Origin of the sequence: Kineococcus auxinigenes, assembly GCF_050871525.1 — a bacterium.
In the GTDB taxonomy this organism is placed as follows: Bacteria; Actinomycetota; Actinomycetes; order Actinomycetales; family Kineococcaceae; genus Kineococcus.
This window is the reverse complement of record NZ_JBKBCT010000001.1, coordinates 158,131-179,320: the sequence shown is the minus strand read 5'-3', so window position 1 is coordinate 179,320 and position 21,190 is coordinate 158,131. Positions and strand designations below refer to the sequence as shown.

The 21,190-nt window shown below is 74.8% G+C and carries 20 protein-coding genes and 1 pseudogene; 7 read left to right on the top strand and 14 right to left on the bottom strand.

Going from position 1 to position 21,190, the window contains the following annotated elements; translation table 11 throughout:
• Nucleotides 1-7: 7 nt before the first annotated feature.
• A complete protein-coding gene (locus ACRYR9_RS00830) occupies nt 8-619 on the top strand; it encodes a GNAT family N-acetyltransferase (RefSeq protein WP_432491744.1) in 612 nt (203 codons plus the stop codon).
• 172 nt (nt 620-791) lie between these two features.
• Nucleotides 792-2,108, top strand: a complete 1,317-nt coding sequence (locus tag ACRYR9_RS00825; protein WP_432491742.1) for a dicarboxylate/amino acid:cation symporter — start codon at nt 792-794, stop codon at nt 2,106-2,108.
• Nucleotides 2,109-2,198: 90 nt separating this feature from the next.
• On the opposite strand, the gene ACRYR9_RS00820 is transcribed toward ACRYR9_RS00825, so the two are convergent.
• The 6 genes from ACRYR9_RS00820 to ACRYR9_RS00795 all read right to left on the bottom strand — a co-directional run bounded on the left by ACRYR9_RS00820 (nt 2,199) and on the right by ACRYR9_RS00795 (nt 8,610).
• Nucleotides 2,199-2,960 (bottom strand): SDR family NAD(P)-dependent oxidoreductase, encoded by a 762-nt coding sequence (locus ACRYR9_RS00820; RefSeq protein ID WP_432491740.1) that lies wholly within the window; start codon nt 2,958-2,960, stop codon nt 2,199-2,201.
• A gap of 59 nt (nt 2,961-3,019) precedes the next feature.
• Nucleotides 3,020-4,105 carry an ABC transporter permease gene (locus ACRYR9_RS00815; RefSeq protein WP_432491738.1) on the bottom strand — a complete coding sequence of 362 codons (1,086 nt, stop codon included), beginning with the start codon at nt 4,103-4,105 and terminating at the stop codon, nt 3,020-3,022.
• Nucleotides 4,102-5,115, bottom strand: coding sequence for an ABC transporter permease (locus ACRYR9_RS00810; RefSeq protein ID WP_432491736.1), 1,014 nt, complete (start codon nt 5,113-5,115; stop codon nt 4,102-4,104). Before ACRYR9_RS00810 ends, ACRYR9_RS00815 begins: the two co-directional genes overlap by 4 nt.
• Nucleotides 5,112-6,641 (bottom strand): sugar ABC transporter ATP-binding protein, encoded by a 1,530-nt coding sequence (locus ACRYR9_RS00805; RefSeq protein WP_432491734.1) that lies wholly within the window; start codon nt 6,639-6,641, stop codon nt 5,112-5,114. Before ACRYR9_RS00805 ends, ACRYR9_RS00810 begins: the two co-directional genes overlap by 4 nt.
• Nucleotides 6,642-6,654: 13 nt before the next feature.
• Nucleotides 6,655-7,683, bottom strand: coding sequence for an autoinducer 2 ABC transporter substrate-binding protein (locus tag ACRYR9_RS00800; protein ID WP_432491732.1), 1,029 nt, complete (start codon nt 7,681-7,683; stop codon nt 6,655-6,657).
• Nucleotides 7,684-7,857: 174 nt separating this feature from the next.
• Nucleotides 7,858-8,610 (bottom strand): DeoR/GlpR family DNA-binding transcription regulator, encoded by a 753-nt coding sequence (locus tag ACRYR9_RS00795; RefSeq protein WP_432491832.1) that lies wholly within the window; start codon nt 8,608-8,610, stop codon nt 7,858-7,860.
• A gap of 206 nt (nt 8,611-8,816) precedes the next feature.
• Here ACRYR9_RS00795 and ACRYR9_RS00790 point away from each other — a divergent pair, with 206 nt between their 5' ends.
• The 4 genes from ACRYR9_RS00790 to ACRYR9_RS00775 are packed head-to-tail and all read left to right on the top strand — an operon-like array spanning nt 8,817 to nt 12,816.
• The gene (locus tag ACRYR9_RS00790) at nt 8,817-10,352 is read left to right on the top strand and encodes a rhamnulokinase (protein WP_432491730.1); all 1,536 of its coding nucleotides are present in this window, start codon (nt 8,817-8,819) and stop codon (nt 10,350-10,352) included.
• Nucleotides 10,349-11,143 (top strand): class II aldolase/adducin family protein, encoded by a 795-nt coding sequence (locus tag ACRYR9_RS00785; protein WP_432491728.1) that lies wholly within the window; start codon nt 10,349-10,351, stop codon nt 11,141-11,143. Before ACRYR9_RS00790 ends, ACRYR9_RS00785 begins: the two co-directional genes overlap by 4 nt.
• A gap of 27 nt (nt 11,144-11,170) precedes the next feature.
• Entirely contained in the window at nt 11,171-12,031 is an 861-nt protein-coding gene (locus ACRYR9_RS00780; protein ID WP_432491726.1) for a sugar phosphate isomerase/epimerase family protein, read from the top strand.
• Nucleotides 12,028-12,816: an SDR family oxidoreductase gene (locus tag ACRYR9_RS00775; protein ID WP_432491724.1), complete on the top strand. Its 789-nt coding sequence runs from the start codon at nt 12,028-12,030 to the stop codon at nt 12,814-12,816. Before ACRYR9_RS00780 ends, ACRYR9_RS00775 begins: the two co-directional genes overlap by 4 nt.
• A 6-nt stretch (nt 12,817-12,822) precedes the next feature.
• Here the strand turns inward: ACRYR9_RS00775 and truB are convergent, their stop codons facing one another.
• From truB to ACRYR9_RS00735, 8 genes and pseudogenes are all read right to left on the bottom strand, one after another.
• A complete protein-coding gene (gene truB, locus ACRYR9_RS00770; protein ID WP_432491830.1) occupies nt 12,823-13,734 on the bottom strand; it encodes a tRNA pseudouridine(55) synthase TruB in 912 nt (303 codons plus the stop codon).
• Nucleotides 13,731-14,264: a 30S ribosome-binding factor RbfA gene (gene rbfA / locus ACRYR9_RS00765; protein WP_432491722.1), complete on the bottom strand. Its 534-nt coding sequence runs from the start codon at nt 14,262-14,264 to the stop codon at nt 13,731-13,733. Before rbfA ends, truB begins: the two co-directional genes overlap by 4 nt.
• Before the next feature lie 22 nt (nt 14,265-14,286).
• The gene (locus ACRYR9_RS00760) at nt 14,287-14,580 is read right to left on the bottom strand and encodes a DUF503 domain-containing protein (protein WP_432491720.1); all 294 of its coding nucleotides are present in this window, start codon (nt 14,578-14,580) and stop codon (nt 14,287-14,289) included.
• A gap of 108 nt (nt 14,581-14,688) precedes the next feature.
• Nucleotides 14,689-17,724: a translation initiation factor IF-2 gene (gene infB, locus ACRYR9_RS00755; RefSeq protein ID WP_432508692.1), complete on the bottom strand. Its 3,036-nt coding sequence runs from the start codon at nt 17,722-17,724 to the stop codon at nt 14,689-14,691.
• Nucleotides 17,713-17,802: pseudogene (locus ACRYR9_RS00750) on the bottom strand (translation initiation factor IF-2 N-terminal domain-containing protein); the annotation flags it as partial. The pseudogene ACRYR9_RS00750 and the gene infB, both read right to left, overlap by 12 nt.
• 89 nt (nt 17,803-17,891) lie before the next feature.
• Entirely contained in the window at nt 17,892-18,137 is a 246-nt protein-coding gene (locus ACRYR9_RS00745; RefSeq protein ID WP_432491718.1) for a YlxR family protein, read from the bottom strand.
• A gap of 193 nt (nt 18,138-18,330) precedes the next feature.
• Nucleotides 18,331-19,329 (bottom strand): transcription termination factor NusA, encoded by a 999-nt coding sequence (gene nusA, locus ACRYR9_RS00740; protein WP_432491716.1) that lies wholly within the window; start codon nt 19,327-19,329, stop codon nt 18,331-18,333.
• Complete coding sequence (locus ACRYR9_RS00735) at nt 19,326-19,940, bottom strand: LSm family protein (protein WP_432491714.1); 615 nt, start codon at nt 19,938-19,940, stop codon at nt 19,326-19,328. The genes nusA and ACRYR9_RS00735 overlap by 4 nt, the downstream gene beginning before the upstream one ends.
• A gap of 144 nt (nt 19,941-20,084) precedes the next feature.
• On the opposite strand from ACRYR9_RS00735, the gene ACRYR9_RS00730 reads away from it, so the two are divergent.
• On the top strand, nt 20,085-21,173 hold the full coding sequence (locus tag ACRYR9_RS00730) for a DUF4439 domain-containing protein (RefSeq protein WP_432491712.1): 1,089 nt from the start codon (nt 20,085-20,087) through the stop codon (nt 21,171-21,173).
• The last annotated feature ends 17 nt before the right edge of the window (nt 21,174-21,190 follow it).

Genomic DNA, 21,190 nt, shown 5'->3' with positions numbered 1-21,190 from the left:
GCCGCGGGTGCACCTGCGACCGCGGTACCCCGTCACCACGGAGCGGTTGCGGCTGCGCCCGCTGGACGAGGGCGACGTCCCCGCGCTCCTCGCCTACCGCGGGCGCGCCGAGGTGTGCCGGTACCTGCCGTTCGCGCCGATGGACGAGGCCGTGCTCCGGTCCCGGCTGGCCGGCGACCTGAGCCGCACCGAGCTCACCGGCCCGGGGCAGGGGCTGACCCTCGGCGTGGAGGACCGCAGCGGGCGGCTCGTCGGGGACGTCGTGCTCTTCTGGCACGACGAGCGCACGGCCGCCGGTGAGGTCGGGTACGTCCTGCACCCCGCGGCCACCGGGCGCGGGTACGCCACCGAGGCGTGCCGGGCGGTGCTGGACCTGGCGTTCGGCCCGCTGGGCCTGCACCGCGTCGCCGCCCGCGTCCACGCGGGGAACACCGCGTCGGCACGGGTGGTGGCCCGGCTGGGCATGCGACCGGAGGGCAGGCTCGTGCGTGCCGAACCCGATCCGGCCGCCGCTGACGGCTGGGCCGACCTGCTGCTGTTCGGGCTGCTCGCCGGGGAGCACCGCGCCCGGCGGGAGGCTGCGCACGGGAGCGCCGGCGCCCGGCCCGCGGACGGGTGAGCCCGGCGGGAACAGAAGACGCCGCTGTGGCATTCTCCCCATCGGCATGGACACGGGATGGAAGCTCACGGAGCGCCGGCACATCGACCTGGGCCGGACGGCGAGCGCGGTCTAGCGGGGTGCGCAGCACCCCCGCCACCGCGCCACCCACCCCTACCCAGGAGCTCACCCCGTGATCCGCACCCTGAAGCGGACGCCCTTCGGCGTCCAGGTGCTCATCGGCCTCGTCCTCGGCGTCGTCCTCGGCGCGATCGCCCGCTCGATGGGCGGCACCAGCGAGGACCCGAACTGGCTGACGACCACCCTGTCCACCATCGGCTCGATCTTCGTCACGCTGCTGCGCACGCTCGTGCCGCCGCTCGTCGTGCTGGCCGTGGTCACCTCCATCGCGAACCTGCGCCAGGTCACCAACGCCGCGCGGCTGGCGTGGCAGACCCTGCTCTGGTTCGCCATCACCGCCCTGATCTCGGTCGGCATCGGCATCGCGCTGGGCATCGCCACCGACCCGGGCGACCGCACCTCGGTGGCGGCCTCGGCCGCTCAGGAGCCCAGCAGCACCGGCTCGTGGCTGGACTTCCTCCAGGGCATCGTCCCCGGCAACGTGTTCGGCCTGCAGGCCTCCGCCTCCGACGACGGCGTCTCGCTGTCCTTCAACGTCCTGCAGCTGCTCGTCATCTCCATCGCGCTCGGCGTGGCGATCCTCAAGGTCGGCGAGAAGGCCGAGCCGGTGCTGAACGTGGCCCGCTCCGCCCTGGCCATCGTGCAGACCGTCCTGTGGTGGGTCATCCGCCTGGCCCCGCTGGGCACCGTCGGCCTGCTGGGACGGGCCGTCGCCAGCTACGGCTGGGACGCGCTGAGCCCGCTCGCGGTGTTCGTCGTGGACATCTACGTCGGCCTGGCCCTGGTGCTGTTCGTGCTGTACCCGGTGCTGCTGCGCGCGCACGGCCTGAGCGTGCGCAGCTTCTTCGCCGGCGTGTGGCCCGCCACCCAGCTGGCGTTCGTCTCCCGCTCCTCCATCGGCACCCTGCCGGTGACGCAGCGGGTCACCGAGGAGGAGCTGGGCGTCCCGCGCTCGTACGCCTCCTTCGCGGTGCCGCTGGGCGCCACCACCAAGATGGACGGATGCGCCGCGATCTACCCCGCGCTGTCGGCGATCTTCGTGGCCGGGTTCTTCGACGTGGACCTGTCCATCACCGACTACGTGCTCATCGCGTTCGTGTCGGTCGTCGGCTCGGCCGCGACCGCGGGCCTGACCGGCGCCACCGTCATGCTGACGCTGACCCTGTCGACGCTGGGCCTGCCGCTGGCGGGCGTGGGCCTGCTGCTGGCCATCGACCCGATCCTGGACATGGGCCGCACCGCGGTGAACGTCACCGGCCAGGCGCTGGTGCCCACGATCGTCGCCAAGCGCGAGGGCATCCTGGACCTGGAGCGGTTCCGCTCCCGCCGGCGCGTCGAGGACGCGATCGCCGAGCCCGCCACCGTCTGACCGGTCCGCACCACCGACCCGCACCACTGACGAGGCCGCCCCCGGGGAACTCCCCCCGGGGGCGGCCTCGCGCGTTCCGGCAGCCGGGGCTCAGTAGACCGTGTACCCGCCGTCGATGACCACGACGGACCCGGTCATGAACGCGGCGGCGTCGGAGGCCACGTAGACGACCGTGGGCGCGATCTCCTCGGGCAGCGCGTACCGCTGCTGGACGGAGTCCTCGATCCACCGGGCCCGGAACTCGGGGCGGTCCACCGGCGCCATGTCCGTCTTGACGTAGCCGGGGGCGACGGCGTTCACCCGGATGCCGTGCGGCGCCCACTCGGCGGCCAGCGACTTCGTCAGCTGGTGCACCCCGGCCTTGGAGGCGTTGTACGACGCCTGCCACTGCGGGCGGTTCACGATGATCGACGAGATCGACCCGATGTTGACGATGCTGCCGCCGCCGTGGTCCTTCATGTGCCGGGCCGCGGCCACGGAGGTCTTCCACAACGACGTGAGGTTCAGGTCCACCACCGTGCGCCACTCCTCGTCGCTCACCTCGAACGAGGGGCGGTGGATGGCGATGCCGGCGTTGTTCACCAGCACGTCCAGCCCGCCGAGCGCCTCCTCGGCCCCGGCCACGATGCGCTCGGCGTCGGTGACCACGTCGCCGGTGACGACGTGGACGGTGTGACCCTCCGAGCGCAGCAGCGCCGCCGAGGCCTCGTTGAGGGCGGCGTCGCGCGCGGCGATGGCGACGGAGGCCCCCGCCTCCGCCAAGCCGCGGGCGAAGGCCAGCCCCAGCCCGCGGTTGCCACCGGTCACCAGGGCCTTGCGCCCGGTCAGGTCGAAGGCGTCGAGAACCGCCACGTGCTCCTCCTCGGTCGATGGGGTGGTCGCGGTCGGTGGATCCGCCGCGGTGCGGGGGGTCAGCCGAGGATCCGGTAGCGCCGGTTCGTCCAGCCGTTGAACAGCGCGGCGAGCACCAGGAGCAGCCCCAGCGCGAGCAGCTGCAGCCGGGTCCCGGCGTTGCCGGGGAAGGTCAGCAGCACGCCCGCGTTGAGCCAGGCCACCAGCACCGCGGCCAGGACGACGCCCGAGACGCGTCCGATGCCACCGGTGATGGCGACCCCCGCCAGGACGGCGATGGTGATGGCGGGCAGGGCCATGCCGTTGCCGGAGGTGCCGGCGTCGGGTCGCGCGGAGGCGAACTGCCCCACGGTGACGACCGCGACGAGGCCGCTGATCGCCCCCGCCCCGGCGTACGCCCAGAACCGGGTGGCCGTCACGCCGATGCCCGCCCAGGTCGCGGCGACGTCGTTGGTGCCCACGGCGAACAGCCGGCGCCCGTACGGGGAGCGGTCCACGACGTACCAGACGACGAGCACCGTGGGCAGCAGGAACAGCACCACCCCCAGCGGCAGGAGCGGCAGCTGCGCACCGATCAGGGGCAGTTCCACCGCGCGCGCCGTGGCGTACAGGTCCTGCACCCGGGGGGAGTTGATGGGCTGCTGGTCGTTGACGACGATGGCGATCGACTTGTACGCGTAGTACGTCGCCAGCGTCGCGATGAGCGCGGGGAAGCGCAGGTGCGCCACGAGGAACCCGTTGACGGCGCCGAGGACGGCGCCGCCGAGCACCGCCGCCGGGACGGCAACCCACAGCGGCCAGCCCCACAGCCCGTAGCAGAACCCGAACCCCATGCCGACGAGGGAGACCATCGCCCCCACCGACAGGTCGATCCCGCCGCGGCCCGAGACGATGACGAGCAGCTCGGCCAGGCCCAGCATCGCGGTCGGCACGACGTTGATGAGCGAGCCCGCGAGGTAGTCGGGGTTGTACGGCCCGCTGGTGCGCCCCGCCAGGTCCAGCGCCGTGAAGGTGGCGACGACGGCCGCGACGAGGACCGCGAGCAGCACGACGCGCTGGGTCAGGACCGTGCGCCCCAGGGACGCCCACCGCGAGGGGGCGGGCGGTGCGGTGGTCCGCGGGCTGGACGACGTCGACGTGCTCACGCGGACCTCCGCAGTCGTTGCAGGACCAGGTCGGCGCCGACCGCCACGACGATGAACACGCCGACGAACAGCTCGGCCAGCTGGGACGGCAGCCCCAGCTGGGTCACCCCGCTGGTGACGGTCTGCACGAGCACCGCGCCCAGCACGGTGCCCAGCACGGTGCCGCGCCCGCCCGTGATGGACGTGCCGCCGATGACGACCGCCGCGATGACCGCGAGCTCCTTGCCGGCCCCGACGTTGGGGGCCAGCGTCTGGGTGCCGTTGGCGATCAGGACGCAGGCCGCCAACCCGGCCAGGAGCCCGGTGAGCAGGTAGGCGCCCACGATCCGGCGGCGCACCGGGATGCCGGCCAGCCGGGCGGCGGCGGCGTCGTTGCCCACGGCGTACACGTGGCGCCCGCCGGCGGTGTAGCGCAGGTACCACCAGGCGAGCGCGGCGACGGCGAGGGCCAGCAGGAAGGAGACCGGCACGCCCAGCAGCCGGCCCTCCGGGCCGCGGCCCAGCACGGCCAGCGTGGGCGGCAGGCCGTTGACCACCTGCGCGTCGAAGACGCGCAGCCCCACCCACAGGAACACGTTCGCGGTGCCGAACGTGATGATGATCGGGTGCACGCGGCCGACCGCGATGAGCAGGCCGTTCGCCAGTCCCATGAGCCCGCCGGAGCCCACGGCGATGAGCAGGGCGACCGGCAGGGACACGTCCGCGCCCGTCATGGCCTTGGCGACCAGGACGGCGCTGACGGTGAGCATCCCCGCGACGGACACGTCGATCCCGCCGGAGACGATGACGAACGTCATCCCCACCCCGACGAGCGCGATCGGGGCGACGTTGGACAGCAGCGGCTGCAGGGAGGCGGCGCTGAGGAACGCCGGGGTGGTCAGCCCCAGCAGCACCCACAGCAGCGCCACCACGCCCAGCAGCACCAGCTCGGCGGCCGAGACCGGGGCGGGCAGCACGCGCGGGCGCCGGCGCTCGCGCGGCGCGGCCGGCTGCAGCGTCCCCGCGCTCACGCCCGGCCCCCGCGCGCGAGGGCGTCGTCGCCGGCGGCCGCGGCCAGCACGTCCACCTGCGTGGCGCCGCGGCCGAACTCGGCCGTCGTGGTGCCGCCCCGCACGACCACGACCCGGTCCGCCACGCGCAACGCCTCCGGCAGGTCGGAGGTGACGACGAGGACCGCGGTGCCGTCGCCGGCGACCTCCGCCACCAGCCGGTGGATCTCCTCCTTGGCCCCCACGTCGACCCCCTGCGTGGGCTCCTCGAGGACCAGCAGCTTCGGGCGGCGCACCAGCTGCCGCGCCAGCACGGCCTTCTGCGCGTTGCCCCCGGACATAGCCCCGATGGCCTGCCGTTCGCTGGGCGTCTTGATGGCCAGTCGCTGCACCATGGAGCGCGCGAGCTCACGCTCCCGGCGGCGGTCGAACCACAGCCCGAGCCGGCTCAGCATCCCGATGTGACCGGCGGAGACGTTGAACGCGATGGACTGGAAGGCGAACATCCCCTCGCGCTTGCGGTCCGCCGGCAGCAGCGCGATGCCCGTCGCCTGGGCGTGCTTCGGGGAGCGGGGACGCACCGGGCGGCCCTCGAGCAGCACGCGACCGGACACCGGCGTCACCATCCCCCACAGCGAGGCCGCGATCGCGGCGGCGCCGGAACCCACCAGCCCGTAGAGGGCGACGACCTCTCCGGCGCGCACCTGCAACCGCACGCCGGTGTACCCCGGCCCGGTCAGGTCGTCGAGCTCCACGACCACGGGCGCCGCCGGGTCGAGGGCGGCGTCGCGGCGCACGTGCTCGTCGATGAGGCCGCCGACCATGAGCTCGGCGATGCGCCGCACCGTCAGGTCGTGGATCGGCCAGGTGCCCACGGTCCGCCCGTCGCGCATGACGGTCACCTCGTCGGCGATGCGGAACAGCTCGTCGAGGCGGTGGGAGATGTAGACGACCGCGACCCCCCGGGCCGTGAGCCGGCGCACCACGCCGAAGAGGACCTCGATCTCGGCGTCGGTGAGGATCGCGCTGGGCTCGTCCAGCACCAGCACGGCAGCCTCCTGCGCCAGCGCCTTGGCGATGGAGACCTGCTGCGCCTGCGCGATCGACAGCTCGGCGACGGGCACGGTGGCCAGGTGCCCGGGCAGCCCGATGAGGTCCAGCAGCCGCCCGACCTCCTCACGCTGGCGACGCCAGTCGACCACGAACCCCTTGCGCAGCTCCCTGCCGGTGAAGATGTTCTCCGTCACGGTCAGCTCGTCGAACAGCTGGGGTTCCTGCCAGACGGTGCTGATGCCCAGCGACAGCGCCTCGGAGGTCGAGGACAGCTGCACTGCGCGGCCGTCGAACTCGACAGTGCCGGCGTCGGCCGTCTCCGCACCGGCGAGGATCTTGACCAAGGTCGACTTGCCGGCCCCGTTCTCCCCGACGAGGGCGTGGACGCGACCGGCGTGCACGTCCAGGTCGGCGGCGCGCAGGGCGTGGACGGCGCCGAAGCGCTTGGCGGCTCCGCGGACGCGGACCCGGGGAGCGGCGGGTGCGGAGCTCACGAACGCCTTCCGCTCAGTAGTCGAAGTCGTCGACGTTGTCGGGGGTGATCTCCAGGGCCGGGCCGAGGATCAGCATCTCCTCCTCCGGGACGTACTCGACCTCTCCGAGCTCCTCGCTGACCTCGTTCGTCTCCTGGAACTCCTCGCCGAGGGCGAGCTGCCGGCCCGCCCACGCCGTGAGGTAGCCGAAGTTCTCGACGTCCCAGAGGATCGACGCCGAGGACGAACCGTCCTCCAGGTACGGCTTCATCGACTGCGGCGTCCCGACGCCCACGGTGAAGACCTCCCCGATCCGCCCGGCGTCGCGCACGGCCTGCGCCACGCCGACCGCGGACGTGGTGCACTGCCCGATCAGGCCCTCGAGGTTCGGGTTGGCGTTCATGTAGTCCGTCGCCATCTGTGCGTTCGCGGCCTGGTCCTCCCCGGAGAAACCCACCTCCGTGAGCGTCATGTCCGGGTACTCCGCGGCGACGTACTCCTTCTCCGCGGCGATCCAGGAGTTCAGGTTCTCCGCGGTCTCCCCGCAGGACACGATGGCGAACTCCCCGCTCTCGCCCATGGCGGCGGCGAGGGAGTCGATGACCTGCTTGGCGATGCCGTCGGCGGTGGCCTGGTTCACGAACACCTCGCGCACCGAGTTCGGCGCGTCGGTGTCGGAGGTCGCCACGTGGATTCCGGCGGCCTGCGCCTCCTGCAGCACGGGTGCCATGGAGTCGGGGTCGTTGGGTGCCACGACGAGGACGTCCACCTGCTGCTGGATGAACGAGCGGACGACGTCGGCCTGCTGCGCCGCGTCCGCCGTGGTCGGCCCCTGGTAGAGCCACTCGATGTCACCGAGCTCTTCCGCGGCGCGCTGAGCACCGGCGTCCATGGCCTCGAAGTACGGAGAACCCTGCAGCTTGGGCACGAACGCGATGCGAGTCGGCCCGTCGGAGGTGGCCTCGCCCTCCGCGGCGGTGTCGTTGCGCGACGTGCAGCCGGCGGTGCCGGCGGCCAGCACGAGCGTCGTGGCCGCGGCTGCCAGGAATCGGAGGTTCCTCATCGACTCTCCTCAGGTGGTGGGAGGACGGCCCGCGCAGGTGCCCGGCGGGCCGTTCCCGCTCGCGCGCCCCGGGGTCGTCGGTGACCGGCGGTGTTCGCGGTGCGCGGGTCGGCGCTGTGAAGGATGTTAAGTGGGGTCCAGGAGCGCGTCAACGATCTCGGCCGGGTTTATCCCTCAGCGCAGTTCCCCGACCCGGTCGCGGTACTCCTCGAGCCTGCCGTCCGCGGGGTCCAGCTCGGTGACCAGGACGTCCGCGCGCTCCAGGGGCAGTGCCCTGACCCGTGACCGCGAGCCCAGCTTGCTGGAGTCGACCGCCAGGACGACCCGAGCCGAGACCGATGCCATCACCTCCTTCACCCCCGCCTGCTCCAGGGTCGACTCGCTCGTGCCTGTGGCGGGGTGCACCCCCAGCGCGGACAGGAAGCAGACGTCCAGGTGGAACGTGCGCAGCGCGTTCACCGCCAACGGGCCGACCAGGCTGGAGTTCTCCTCCTCGTGCTCACCACCGGTGAGGTAGCAGCGCACTCCCCCGCGCCCGCGCAGGGTGTCGAAGGCCTCCAGGCCGGTGGTGACCACGGAGATCCCCTGCCCGGCGGGGAGGACCTCGGCCAGCGCGTGGACCGTCGTCGAGGAGTCCAGACCCACGGCACCCCCCGGCCCGACGAGTTCCAGCAACTTGCGGCCGATGCGCCGCTTCGCGGCTGCCTGGCGGTTCCGGCGCTGCGCGAAACCCTCCCCGCCGGTGTTGACGATGCCGCCGCGCACCCGCCGCGCCAGGCCGGAGTTCTCCAGGTGCTCGAAGTCCCGCCGGATGGTCATGGGGTGCACCTCGAACAGGCGCGCCGCGTCGGCCAGGAGGACCACGCCCTGGCTGAGCAGGACTTCGCGCAACCGAGCGCGCCGGGCCGCGGCGTCCGGGGTTCCCATCAGCGACACGCGCGTCCCCCTCCCCCCCGCGGCGCCCGCCACGGCGCCCACGAGGGTAGCGCGGCGACCCTTGCCGCCGGTGTGAGCGAACGCTAGTTTTCACAGCACCGAACCCGCTCCGGTCGCGGCGCAGCGAACGGAACCGTCACGAGGACGTGGTGCGCAGTGGCAGGTACGCACACCGGGACACCCCCGGGCCGGGGCGCGTGACCACCCGCACCGTGGCCGCCGTCGACCTCGGCGCCGAGAGCGGACGGGTGGTCTCGGTCTCCTTCGACGGCCAGCGCCTCCACTGGCGCACCGTCGACCGGTTCCCGCACGCGCCCGTCCACGTCGACGGCGCGCTGCGCTGGGACGTGGACCACCTCTTCGACCGGACCGCGCTGGCCCTGCGCGCCCTGGCCGCGGGGACCGCCGTCGCCTCCGTGGGGGTCGACGGCTGGGGGGTGGACTACGCGCTGCTGGACGCCGGCGGCGCGCTCGTGGACCGTCCCACCTGCTACCGCGACCCCCGGCAGCGGCGCGGCATGGCGTCCGCGCTGCGGACCGTGGGCCTGGCCCGGCTGAGGGCGACGAGCGGTGCCCGGGTGGAGGCCATCAACACGGTCTTCGGCCTGCACGCCGACGCGTCGGAGGGCGACCGGCTCGCCCGCGCTGACACGCTCCTGATGCTCCCCGACCTCGTGCACCACCGGTTGTCCGGCACGCGCGCGACCGAGCGGACCCTGGCGTCGACGACCGGTGCGTACGACAGCGCCGCCCGCCGGTGGGACACCGACCTGCTGGCGGACCTGGGCGTGCCGGAGCGCATCCTGCCCGAGGTGGTGGACGCCGGCACCGACACCGGTCCCCTCACCGGTGACCTGGCCGTGGCCGGGCTGCGCGGCGCCCGGGTCGTCGCCCCGGCCGCGCACGACACCGCCAGCGCGGTCGCCGCGACACCGTTCGCCGGACCGGGCGCGCTGTTCTGCTCCTCGGGGACCTGGTCCCTCATGGGGGCCGAGGTGGCCCCCGGCGCCGGCCCGCAGCGTCCTCCGGCGCTGAGCCGCGAGGCCGGCGCCGGAAACCGCGACCTGCTGCTGCGCAACGTGGCGGGGCTGTGGCTGCTGCAGGAGTGCCGGCGGTGGTGGGCCCGCGAGGGCCTCGCCCTGGACTACCCCGCCCTGGCCGCGCTCGCCGCGGCCGAGCCGCCGCTGCGCAGCCTCGTGGACCCCGACGCGGAGGAGTTCGTGGCGCCCGGCGACATGCCGGGGCGGATCCGGGCCTGGTGCGCGGACCACGGTGAACCGGTCCCGGTCACGCCCGGCGCGGTCGCCCGGTGCGTCGTGGACTCCCTGGCGCTGGCCTACCGCACCGTGGTGGGTGAGCTCACGGCCGCGACGGGGACCGCGCCGACCGCGATCGAGGTCACCGGCGGGGGCTCGCAGCACCCCGGGCTGGCCCGGGCCACTGCCGCCGCCACCGGTCTGCCCGTGCACTGCGGCCCCGTCGAGGCCACCGCGCTCGGCAACGCCGGCGTGCAGCTCATCGCCCTGGGCGAGCTGCGGGACCTGGCCGACCTGCGCCGCGTCGTCGCCGCCAGCGTGCAGGAGCGCGTCGTGGAACCCGGCGACGGCACCGGCGACGAGCCGGGCGCCGACGCGTGGGTCGAGGCCGCCGACCGGCTCGCCCGAGCCGTCGCCGCCCGCGAGCCGCAGCGCGCGGACCGGACCGGACGACTCACCACCACGGAGGCGCGATGACCACCCCGAGCACGGCCACCCGCTGGGACCCCGCCCTGGTGAGCGCGGAACTGCTGTCCCTCACCCACCTCCTGGGCGACCCGGACCGGGACCTCGTCATCCTCGCCGAGGGCAACACCTCGCAACTGCTGCCCGACGGCCGCGTGGTCGTGAAGACGTCCGGGTCCGGCATGGCGCGCGCCACCGCCGAGGACTTCGCGGTCGTCGACCCCGGGCGGGTGCTGGACCTGCTGCGCGACCCCGCCGCCACCCAGGGGGACCTCAGCGCCGCCCTCGACGCCGGCGAGCACGCCGGCCGACGCCGGCGGGCCTCGATCGAGACGCCCGTCCACGTCGCCGCGCGGGCCGTGGAGGCGGTGGAGTTCGTCGGCCACACCCACCCCACCGCCGTGACGGGCCTGCTGGCGGGCCGGGACGCCGCCCGCGCCTGGGAGTCCTTCGCCTACTCCGACGAGGCCGTCGTGCTGGGCCGGCCGCTCTTCGTCCCCTACGCCCAGCCGGGCATCGACCTGGGCCGCAGCTACCTCGCTGGCATCACCCGCCACGCCGACCGGTACGGGGAACTGCCCCGCCTGGTCCTGCTGGGGAACCACGGCATCGTCGTCAACGCCCCCACGGCCGAGGCGCTCGACGCCGTCACCCGCATGACGGTCAAGGCAGCCCTGGTGCGGCTGGCCGCCGCGGCTGCCGGCGGGGTGCGGCCACTGCCCGCCGACTCGCTCGAGACGTTCTTCGCCCGCCCTGACATCGCCGACCGCAGCCGTGCCCTGCGCGGCGGCACCCGCCCCTGACCCCCAGCTCCCACCCCGGAGGAGACCATGAGCACCACCCACGGCGTCCACGCCCTCGTCTGGACGGGGGGCTGGAGCGAGACCGAGGCGCGCGGTGCGATCTCCGCCACCGCCGAGGCGGGTTACGACCTCATCGAGCTCGCCCTCATCGAGCCCAGCGGTTTCGACACCGCCGCGACCGCGCGCCTGCTGTCCGAGCACGGGTTGCGGGCCAGCGGCTCGCTGGGCCTGGACGAGTCGACCGACGTCTCCAGCGAGGACCCCGAGGTCGTGGCCCGCGGTCGCGAACGGCTGGGGCAGGCCCTGCGCGTGGTGCGCGACGTCGGCGGGAGCGTCCTGTGCGGGGTGATCTACTCCAAGCTGGGCAAGTACGACGGCCCCGTCACCGAGCGGGGGATGGCGAACTCGCAGGAGACGATCGCCCGGCTGGCCGACGAGGCCGCCGCCTCCGGCATCACCCTGGGCATCGAGTTCTGCAACCGGTACGAGACCAACGTCGTGAACACGGTGCAGCAGACCCTCGACTACATCGCCGCCGTCGGCCGCGACAACGTCGTCGCCCACCTGGACACGTACCACATGAACATCGAGGAGAGGTCGTTCTCCGAGGCGGTCCACGCCGCCGCCGCCGCAGGCAAGCTGGGGTACGTGCACATCGGCGAGTCCCACCGGGGAGCCCTCGGCACCGGGACGGTCCCGTGGGAGGAGTTCTTCACGGCCCTGCGCGAGGTGCAGTACGACGGCATCGTCACCTTCGAGTCGTTCTCCTCGGAGGTCGTGCACCCCACGCTGTCCAACTCCCTGGCGATCTGGCGGAACCTGTGGACCGACAACCGGGCCCTGGCGAGCGATGCGCTGCGGTTCGCCAAGGAGGGGCTGAGCCGGTGAGCGGCGCGGCCCGCGAAGCGGTCCACCCCGACCTGGCCGGCGCCGTCGCCGTCGTCACCGGCGGCGGGCGCGGACTGGGCAGGTCGATGGCGGCGGCGCTCGCCCGGCAGGGGATGTCCGTGGCCCTGCTGGACGTGCTCGGCACCGTCGAGGAGGAGGGGGCTCGGCTGCACGGGGAGACGGGCGTCGCGGCGCTCGGGACCGTCACCGACGTGACCGACCCCGACGCGCTCGAGGCGGCCTTCCAACGGGTGGAGGCCGAACTGGGCACGCCCCGCGTCCTGGTGAACGCCGCGGGCGTGGCCGTGTGGGCGGACGCGCTGGACCAGTCCGCCGAGCAGTGGCGCCGGGTGATCGACATCAACCTGACGGGGACCTTCCTGGCGTGCCAGGCGTTCGGCCGGCGCGCCGTGCCCGCCGGCCGGGGCGCGGTCGTCAACGTGGCCTCGATGTCGGCGACGATCGTCAACGTGCCCCAGCACCAGGCGGCGTACAACGCCTCCAAGGCGGGGGTCGCCCACCTCACGGCGTCGCTCGCCGTGGAGTGGGCGGCGACGGGTGTGCGTGTGAACGCCGTGTCGCCCGGCTACTTCCTCTCGGACATGACGCGGCAGTTCACCGACGCGAACCCGGACCTGCGCCGGCGCTGGGAGGAGCTGACCCCGCTGGGACGCATGGGAGAACCCGAGGACCTCGACGGCCTGGTCGCGTTCCTGGCCTCGAACTCGTCCCGCTACGTCACCGGGCAGTCCATCGCCGTCGACGGCGGCTACACGCTGGTGTGAGACCCGTCAGCCCGCGGGGGTCAGCACCAGCAGGGGCTTGGCCCCGCGGGCGGTGTCGCCCAGCAGCGCCACCAGCGTGCCGTCCGGCGCGAAGGCGGCGACCGGGCCGTCGTGGCCGGAGGGCGGCGTGAAACCGCCGTGCGCGACCCTCCCCACCTCCCCGGCGTCGAGCTCGCGCACGGGGAACAACCGCCGGGCCACCTGCGCCAGCGGCGTGACGGCCGGGGCCGCCTCGACCTCGGCCAGCGTGCGCGCCTCGGCGAGGGTGAACGGCCCCGAGCGGGTGCGGCGCAGCGCACTCAGGTGGCCGCCGACACCGAGCGCGGCGCCGAGGTCACGGGCCAGGGCCCGCACGTACGTGCCGCTGGAGACCTCGACCTCCACGTCGAGGTCCACGAAGGGCCCGTCCGTGCGACGGGCGAGGACCTCGAAGCGGGACACGCTCACGGGGCGCGCGGGCAGCTCCACGACCTCACCCTCGCGGACCCGGGCGTAGGAGCGCTTCCCGTCGACCTTGATGGCGCTGACGGAGCTGGGAACCTGCTGCAGGTCGCCGGTCAGAGCCGCCACCGCCGCGGCGAGCGCGTCCGCGCCCAGGCCGGTGGCGTCCGCGGGCTCGCCCAGGGGTTCACCCTCGGCGTCGTCCGTGGTCGTCGCCAGGCCCAGCCGCACGGTGGCGGTGTACGCCTTGTCGTGGGCCACCAGGTGCGTGAGGAACTTCGTGCCGCGGTTGGCGCCCAGCACCAGCACCCCCGTCGCCGCGGGGTCCAGGGTGCCGGCGTGCCCGACGCGGCGGGTGCCCAGCAGGCGCCGGCAGCGGCCCACCACGTCGTGGCTGGTCCAGCCCGCCGGCTTGTCGACCACGAGGATCCCGTCGCCGACCTGCGGGCGCCCGGCGCCCTCCGCCGCAGCGCTCAGGGCAGCGGGCGGTCGCCGGGGGCGCCGCCGTCCTCGTCGGGGTCCTCTTCGAGGCCGTCGTCCTCGTCGAAGTCGTCCTCGTCGAAGTCGTCGTCCTCGCCGAGGTCGTGCTCGACGGGCTTCTTGTACGGGTCCGCCTCACCGGCCGGCTGGGCGGAGGCGGCCAGGGCCGCCACGCGGGCGTCCTGCTCGGCCGCGGCGCGCAGCAGCTCCTCGATCTGGGTGGCCGTCTCGGGGACCTCGTCGCTGGCGAACGTCAGCGTCGGGGTCAGGCGCACGCCGGTGCGCTTGCCGACCTCCGCGCGCAGCACGCCCTTGGCGCTCTCGAGGGCCACGGCCGTGCCGGCGCGCTCCTCGTCGCTGCCGAGCACCGTGTAGTACAGCGTCGCGTGCTGCAGGTCGTTGGTGACCCGGGCGTCGGTGATGGTGACGAACCCCAGACGGGGGTCCTTCACGCGCTTCTCGAGCGCCTCGGCCACGACGACCTTGATGCGGTCGGCGAGCTTGCGGGCGCGAGTGGGGTCCGCCACGGGACTTCCCTCCTGGAGGTGCTCAGTCGTCCGACGACAGGAACTGCCGCCGGGTGGAGAGGATCTGGAACTCGGGGTGCGCCGCGACCAGCCGCTCGCAGCGGTCCAGCACGTCGGTGCAGCGGGCGGCGTCGGGGGCGACGACCGCCACGGCCACCTCGGCGCGCCGGTGCAGGTCGAGAGAACCGGTCTCGGCGGCGGCCACGTCGAACGAGCGGCGCAGCTCGGCGACCAGCGGTCGCACGAGGCTCCGCTTGCCCTTGAGCGAGTGCACGTCGCCGAGGAGGAGGTCGAACGTCAGGGTGCCTGTGAACACGTCGGGGGGGTGCGGCCTCCCCCGCGCGACTCGCCCGCTCCGCCCGCGGGTGCGGACGGGAACGGCCGGGGCGGGAGGGAGGTCCCGCCCCGGCCGTCGATCACCGCGTCAGGAGCGCTGCTTCTCCTGCATCTCGAACGTCTCGATGACGTCGTCGACCTGGAGGTCGTTGTACGAGCCGAGGCCGATACCGCACTCGAAGCCCTCGCGGACCTCGGTGGCGTCGTCCTTGAACCGTCGCAGCGACTCGATGGTCAGGTTGTCCCCGTGCACGACACCGTTGCGCAGCACGCGCGCCTTGGTGTTGCGGCGGATGAGCCCCGACCGGACGAGGCAGCCGGCGATGTTGCCGAACTTCGAGGAGCGGAAGACCTCGCGGATCTCCGCCGTCCCGAGCTGGACCTCCTCGAACTCCGGCTTGAGCAGACCGCGCAGGGCGTTCTCGACGTCCTCGATCGCCTGGTAGATGACCGAGTAGTAGCGGATGTCGACACCCTCGCGGTCCGCGTACTCCTTGGTCTGCTGCTCCGGGCGGACGCTGAAGCCGAGGATGATCGCGTTCGAGGCGACGGCGAGGTTCACGTTGTTCTTCGTGATGGCCCCGACACCGCGGTCGATGACGCGCAGCTCGACCTCGTCACCGACGTCGATCTTCAGCAGGGCGTCCTCGAGGGCCTCGACCGAGCCCGCACCATCACCCTTGAGGATGAGGTTGAGGGTCTCGACCTTGCCCTGCTCGAGCGCCTTGGTGAAGTCCTCCAGCGAGATGCGCTTGCGCGACCTCGCCAGCAGGGCGCTGCGCTCGGCGGCGTCGCGCTTCTCGGCGATCTGACGAGCGGTGCGGTCGTCGGGCGCCACGAGGAACGTGTCGCCCGCACCCGGCACCGACGTCAGGCCCAGCACCTGCACCGGACGCGACGGGGTCGCCTCCGAGAGCTGGTTGCCGTGCTCGTCGAGCATGGCGCGCACGCGGCCGTAGCCGGTGCCCGCCACGATCGCGTCACCGACGTGCAGCGTGCCGGACTGGACGAGGACCGTGGCGACGGGGCCGCGACCCTTGTCCAGGCTCGCCTCGATGGCGATGCCGCGAGCGTCCTTGTCGGGGTTGGCCCGCAGGTCCAGCGCGGCGTCGGCGGTGAGCAGGACGGCCTCGAGGAGGCTGTCCATGCCCATGCCCTGCTTCGCGGAGACGTCGACGAACATCGTCTCGCCGCCGTACTCCTCGGCCACCAGGTTGTACTCGGTGAGCTGCTGCCGGACCTTCGCCGGGTTCGCGCCCTCCTTGTCGACCTTGTTGACCGCCACGACGATCGGCACGTCGGCCGCCTGGGCGTGGTTGAGCGCCTCGATCGTCTGGGGCATCACGCCGTCGTCGGCCGCGACCACGAGGATCGCGATGTCGGTCACCTTGGCGCCACGGGCACGCATGGCCGTGAAGGCCTCGTGGCCCGGGGTGTCGATGAAGGTGATCGCCCGCTCGACGCCCTCGTGCTCCTTGGAGACCTGGTAGGCACCGATGGCCTGGGTGATCCCCCCGGCCTCCTTGGCCACCACGTCGGTCGAGCGGATGGCGTCCAGCAGCTTCGTCTTGCCGTGGTCGACGTGACCCATGACGGTGACGACCGGCGGGCGCGACTCCAGCTCCTCGTCGCCCTCGGCCTCCAGCTCGGCGTCCAGGTCGATGGAGAACCCGGCGAGCAGCTCGCGCTCCTCGTCCTCCGGGGAGACGACCTCGACGACGTAGCCGAGCTCGGCGCCCAGCGCCTGGAAGGTGTCCTCGTCCAGCGACTGCGTGGCCGTGGCCATCTCACCGAGGTGGAACAGCACCGTCACCAGCGACGCGGGGTTCGCGTCGATGCGGTCGGCGAAGTCGGTCAGCGAGGCGCCGCGGCGGATGCGGACGACCGTGGAGCCGTCACCGCGCGGGACCTGCACACCCCCCACCGAGGGGGCCTGCATCGCCTCGTACTCCTGGCGCTTGGCGCGCTTGGACTTGCGCCCGCGCACGGGGCGGCCACCGGCGCGACCGAACGCGCCCTGCGTACCACCGCGACCACCGCGACCGGGACCACCCGGACGCCCCTGGAAACCGCCACCGGTGCCACCGGGACCGCCGGTGCCGCCACCGGGACGACCGCCGAAGCCACCGCGGCCGCCACCGGGGCCACCGCGTCCGGGAGCACCCGGACGACCGGCGGGAGCACCCGGACGGCCGACCGTCGGGCGCGCCGGCATCATGCCGGGGTTCGGGCGGGGACCACCCGGACGGGGACCACCCGGACCGGCAGCACCCGGACGGGGGCCACCGGGGCCGGCCGCACCCGGGCGGGGACCGCCCTGCGGGCGCGGCATGCCCTGGCTGTTCGCGAAGGGGTTGTTGCCCGGGCGCGCACCGCCCTGCGGGCGCGGCATGCCCTGGCTGTTCGCGAAGGGGTTGTTGCCCGGGCGCGGGGCACCCGGACGGGCACCTCCGGGGGCACCGGGACGGCCGGCACCCGCAGCCGGGCGCTCGCCGCGGTCCGGGCGCTCGCTGCGCTCGGGACGGTCGCCGCGCGGACGGTCACCACCGGGACCCGGGCGCTCGGCGCGCTCGGGCGGTCCGGGACGGCGCGCACCCGGACCGGCCGGAGCACCGGGACGGGCGCCCGGGGTGGCGGGACCACCGGGACGCGCGCCCGGCCTGGTGCCGGCACCGGGGCCACCGGCGGCCGGGGGCGTGGACGGACGGGGACCGCCGGGCACCGGGCGGTTCGCGCCGGGCACGGCCGGCCGCTGCTGCGGCGAGGCGGGTGCCGACGGTGCGGGTGCCGACGGTGCGGGTGCCTGGAAGGCGGGGGACGCCGGCGCCGCCGGAGCCGGGGGCTGCGCCTCGGCCGGGGCCGGGCTCGCCGGTGCCGGGGCGGGCGCGGAGGGGGTTCCGGCGTCAGCCGCCGCGGGGGCGGGGGCCGCCGGGGCGGGCGGAGCAGCGGGAGCGGCCGGACGCACGGGGCCCGGACGGGCACCCTGCGGCAGGCGCGGACCCGGCTTCGCCGCCGGGGTGGGACGCGCGCCACCGGAGGCGCCGTCCGCGGGGAACTTGTCCTTCAGCCGGCGGATGACCGGCGGCTCGACGGTCGAGCTCGCCGACCGGACGAACTCGCCCATCTCCTTCAGCGTCGCCAGGACGACCTTGCTCTCGACTCCGAACTCCTTGGCGAGTTCGTAGACCCGGACCTTTGCCACATCTCTCCTGTCTGGTCCGGGCCACCACTACCGGGCGCGGACCGTCGTCAGTCGTCGGGGTTCATCTGCACGAGCTCATCGGGTGCTCATCAGCTGTTCGACCCGCTCTCATCGGTGGTGGTGGGAACGACCCCCTCGGCGGGCGGTTCCAGGAAGGACCGCACGCCGGAGGTGTCGAGGAGGCCGGTGCGTCGCAGCGCACGGGCGAAGGCCCGGCGCTTCTCCGCCCGGTCCAGGCACGCGGTGCTGTGGTGCAGCCACGCGCCCCTGCCGGGGAGCCGCCGTCGCTCGTCGACGAGGATCTGGTCCTCGCCGCTCGCCGCGACGACCCTCAACAGAGTCGACCGGGAACCCTTCTCACGGCAACCCACGCACGTCCTCGCGTGTTCCGTGCCCGCGCTCTGGGAGGCGGGACGGACGGCGGGGGCGGTGGATCGCCGGTCGGAGCGACCGGCCTCAGCGAGTGTAACGATGGGGACAGTGTAGCGCCGCCACGCGCTCGGGCGGGTCGCGGGAGTCGACCGGCCGTCAGCGCCCGCCCGCGGCCCCCGGCGCCTGCGGCTGCTCGGTGTCGGGCCGGATGTCGATGCGCCAGCCGGTCAGCTTCGCGGCCAGCCGCGCGTTCTGCCCCTCCTTGCCGATGGCCAGGGACAGCTGGTAGTCGGGGACCACGACGCGGGCCGAGCGGGCCTCCGCGTCCACCACCTCCACGGACGTGACCCGGGCGGGCGACAGGGCGTTGGCGACGAACGTGGCCGGGTCGTCGCTGTGGTCGACGATGTCGATCTTCTCCCCGCGCAGCTCGGCCATCACGGCCCGCACGCGCTGTCCCACCGGGCCGATGCAGGCGCCCTTGGCGTTGACGCCCGGGCGCGTGGCGCGCACGGCCATCTTGGTGCGGTGCCCCGCCTCGCGGGACAACGCGGTGATCTGCACCGTGCCGTCGGCGATCTCCGGCACCTCCAGCGCGAAGAGCCGGCGCACCAGGTTCGGGTGCGAGCGCGACAGGACCACCTGCGGGCCCTTCGGCCCCCTCTTCACGCTCACCACGAAGCAGCGCAGCCGGCTGCCGTGGCGGTACTCCTCGCCCGGCACCTGCTCCACCGGGGGCAGCACGCCCTCCAGGGAGCCGAGGTCCACCTGCACCACCCGCGGGTCCCGGCCCTGCTGCACGACCCCGGAGACGATGTCGCCCTCGGTGCTCGCGAACTCCCCCAGCACCTGCTCGTCGGCGGCGTCGCGCAGCCGCTGCAGGATGACCTGGCGCGCGGTGGTGGCCGCGACGCGGCCGAAGCCGTCGGGGGTGTCGTCGTACTCGCGCACCACGGCGCCCTCGGCATCGCGCTCGGTGGCGAGCACCCGCACCTCACCGCTGCTGCGGTCCAGCTCCACGCGGGCGTGCTGCTGGGACTCCTCGGTGTGGTGGTAGGCGGTGAGCAGCGCCTGCTCGATCGCCCGCACGAGCGCCTCGAACGGGATCTCCCGCTCGCGCTCCAGCAGCCGCAGCGCCGCCATGTCGATGTTCACTGCTCGTCCTCGCGTCCCGCGTCGTCCAGCTCGTCGTCCAGCTCGTCGTCCAGCTCGTCCGCCGGCGCGTCGTCCAGCTCGTCCGGGCCGTCGGCCCGGCGGAACTCCACCTGCACCTCACCGCGCACCAGCTCGGCGAACGGCACCTCCCGGGGCACGCCCACGTCCTTCGCGCGCGGCGGGCGGCCCTTGACGGGCTGCGGCTCCAGGCGCAGCAGCACCCCCTGCGCGTCCACCGACTCCACCCGGCCCAGCAGCGCGCCGCCGTCGGTCAGCACCGCGCGCACCAGGCGGCCGCGGGCGCGCGCCCAACGGCGCGGCGTGGTCAGGGGGCGGTCGACACCGGGGGAGGTGACCTCCAGGGTGTACGGCGCCGCGCCGAGGACGTCGGAGGAGTCCAGCACCTCGGACACCGCCGCGGACACGACGGCGACCGCCTCCATGTCCACCTCGCCCGGTTCCTCCCCGGCCAGGTCGACCACCACGCGCACCACGCGCCGGCGACCGGCGGTGGACACCTCCACCGCTTCCAGCGCCAGGCCGGCGGAGCGGCGCTCGTCCGCGAAGACGGCCCCCAGCTGCCTGGCCACGGCCTCGTCCAGCGACGGCACGACCGTCCCTCCCCTGCTCTAGAGCTCTGCGCGCGCGAGCGGCGGGTGTTCCCCCGAGGGGCCACCCGCCGCTCGCCACGACGACTGCCCAGGGTATCCCGGCGCGCGCCAGGCGCCCGACCACGCGCGTGGCACGATCCCGGGGTGCCCGCTCTCCCCCGCCCCGCGCAGCGCGCCCCCGCAGCGGACCGCCGGGCACCGGACCGGCGCACCGCCCTCGCCGCCCTCGCGGCGCTGGCGGGCACCCCCCTGGTCGCCGGCTGCGGCGTGCGCTGGGTGAGCGGGGCGGAGCCCACCCCGACGGCGCAGCGCGGGCCCGACGACGAGGCCCGCGAGCGGGCCGTGGACGACGCCCACCGCCTCCTGGCGCAGGCCCTGGCCCTCGCGCCGGCGGGCGCGGGAGCCACCGCCCCGGCGACCGCCCCCGCCGCCGTGCAGCAGGTCGCGGTCTCGGTCGCCGACGCGTGCACGGCCCACCTGCGCGCCCTGGGGGCCGACCCGGTGGTGCCCGCGTCCGCGCAGCAGAGCGCGCCCGGGGACGCGAGCGCCCTGGCGCAGGAGCTCGCCGCCGCCGCCGCGCGCGCCCTCGACGCCCTCGACGGGGTGGGGGGCGGCATGGCCCGGCTGCTGTGCTCCGTGGCCGCCTCGCGGGTCCTGCTGGCGGACGCGACGGCCACCGCCGCCGGCGCGTCCCCGCCGCGGGTCCCGGTCGTCCCGGCCCCCTCCTCCGCACCCGCCGCCCCCTCGTCCCCCTCCCCCGACGCCGGGGGCGTGGCGGCCCTGCAGGCGGTCCTGGCCGGCGAGCACGCGGCCGTGTGGTGCTACGGGCTCGTCGCCGGCCGCCTGGTGGACGAGCCGCGCGCACGGGCCCTGGCCGCGGCGGTCGCGCACCGGGCCGTCCGCGACGACCTCACCGGCACCCTGCGCGCCCGCGGCGCCGAGCCCGTCGGGGCCCAGGCCGCCTACGACGCGGCCGCCCCCACGGCCGAGGCGGCACGCCTGCTGGCCGCCTCGGTGGAGGAGCGGCTCACCGCCGTCTACGCGGACCTGGCCGCCGCCTCGCGCGCCGACCGCGCCCTCGCCGCCGCCGGCGTGCTGCGCACCGCCGGTGCCGCGCGCGGATGGGGCGGGACCACCGTGAACCTGCCCGGCCTGCCCGCAACCGGCGAGGACGGCCTGCCGCTGCCCACCGGCACCACCACCGCCCCCGCCGACCCGACCCCGGGTGCCTGAGCGGCGGCCGACCCCCG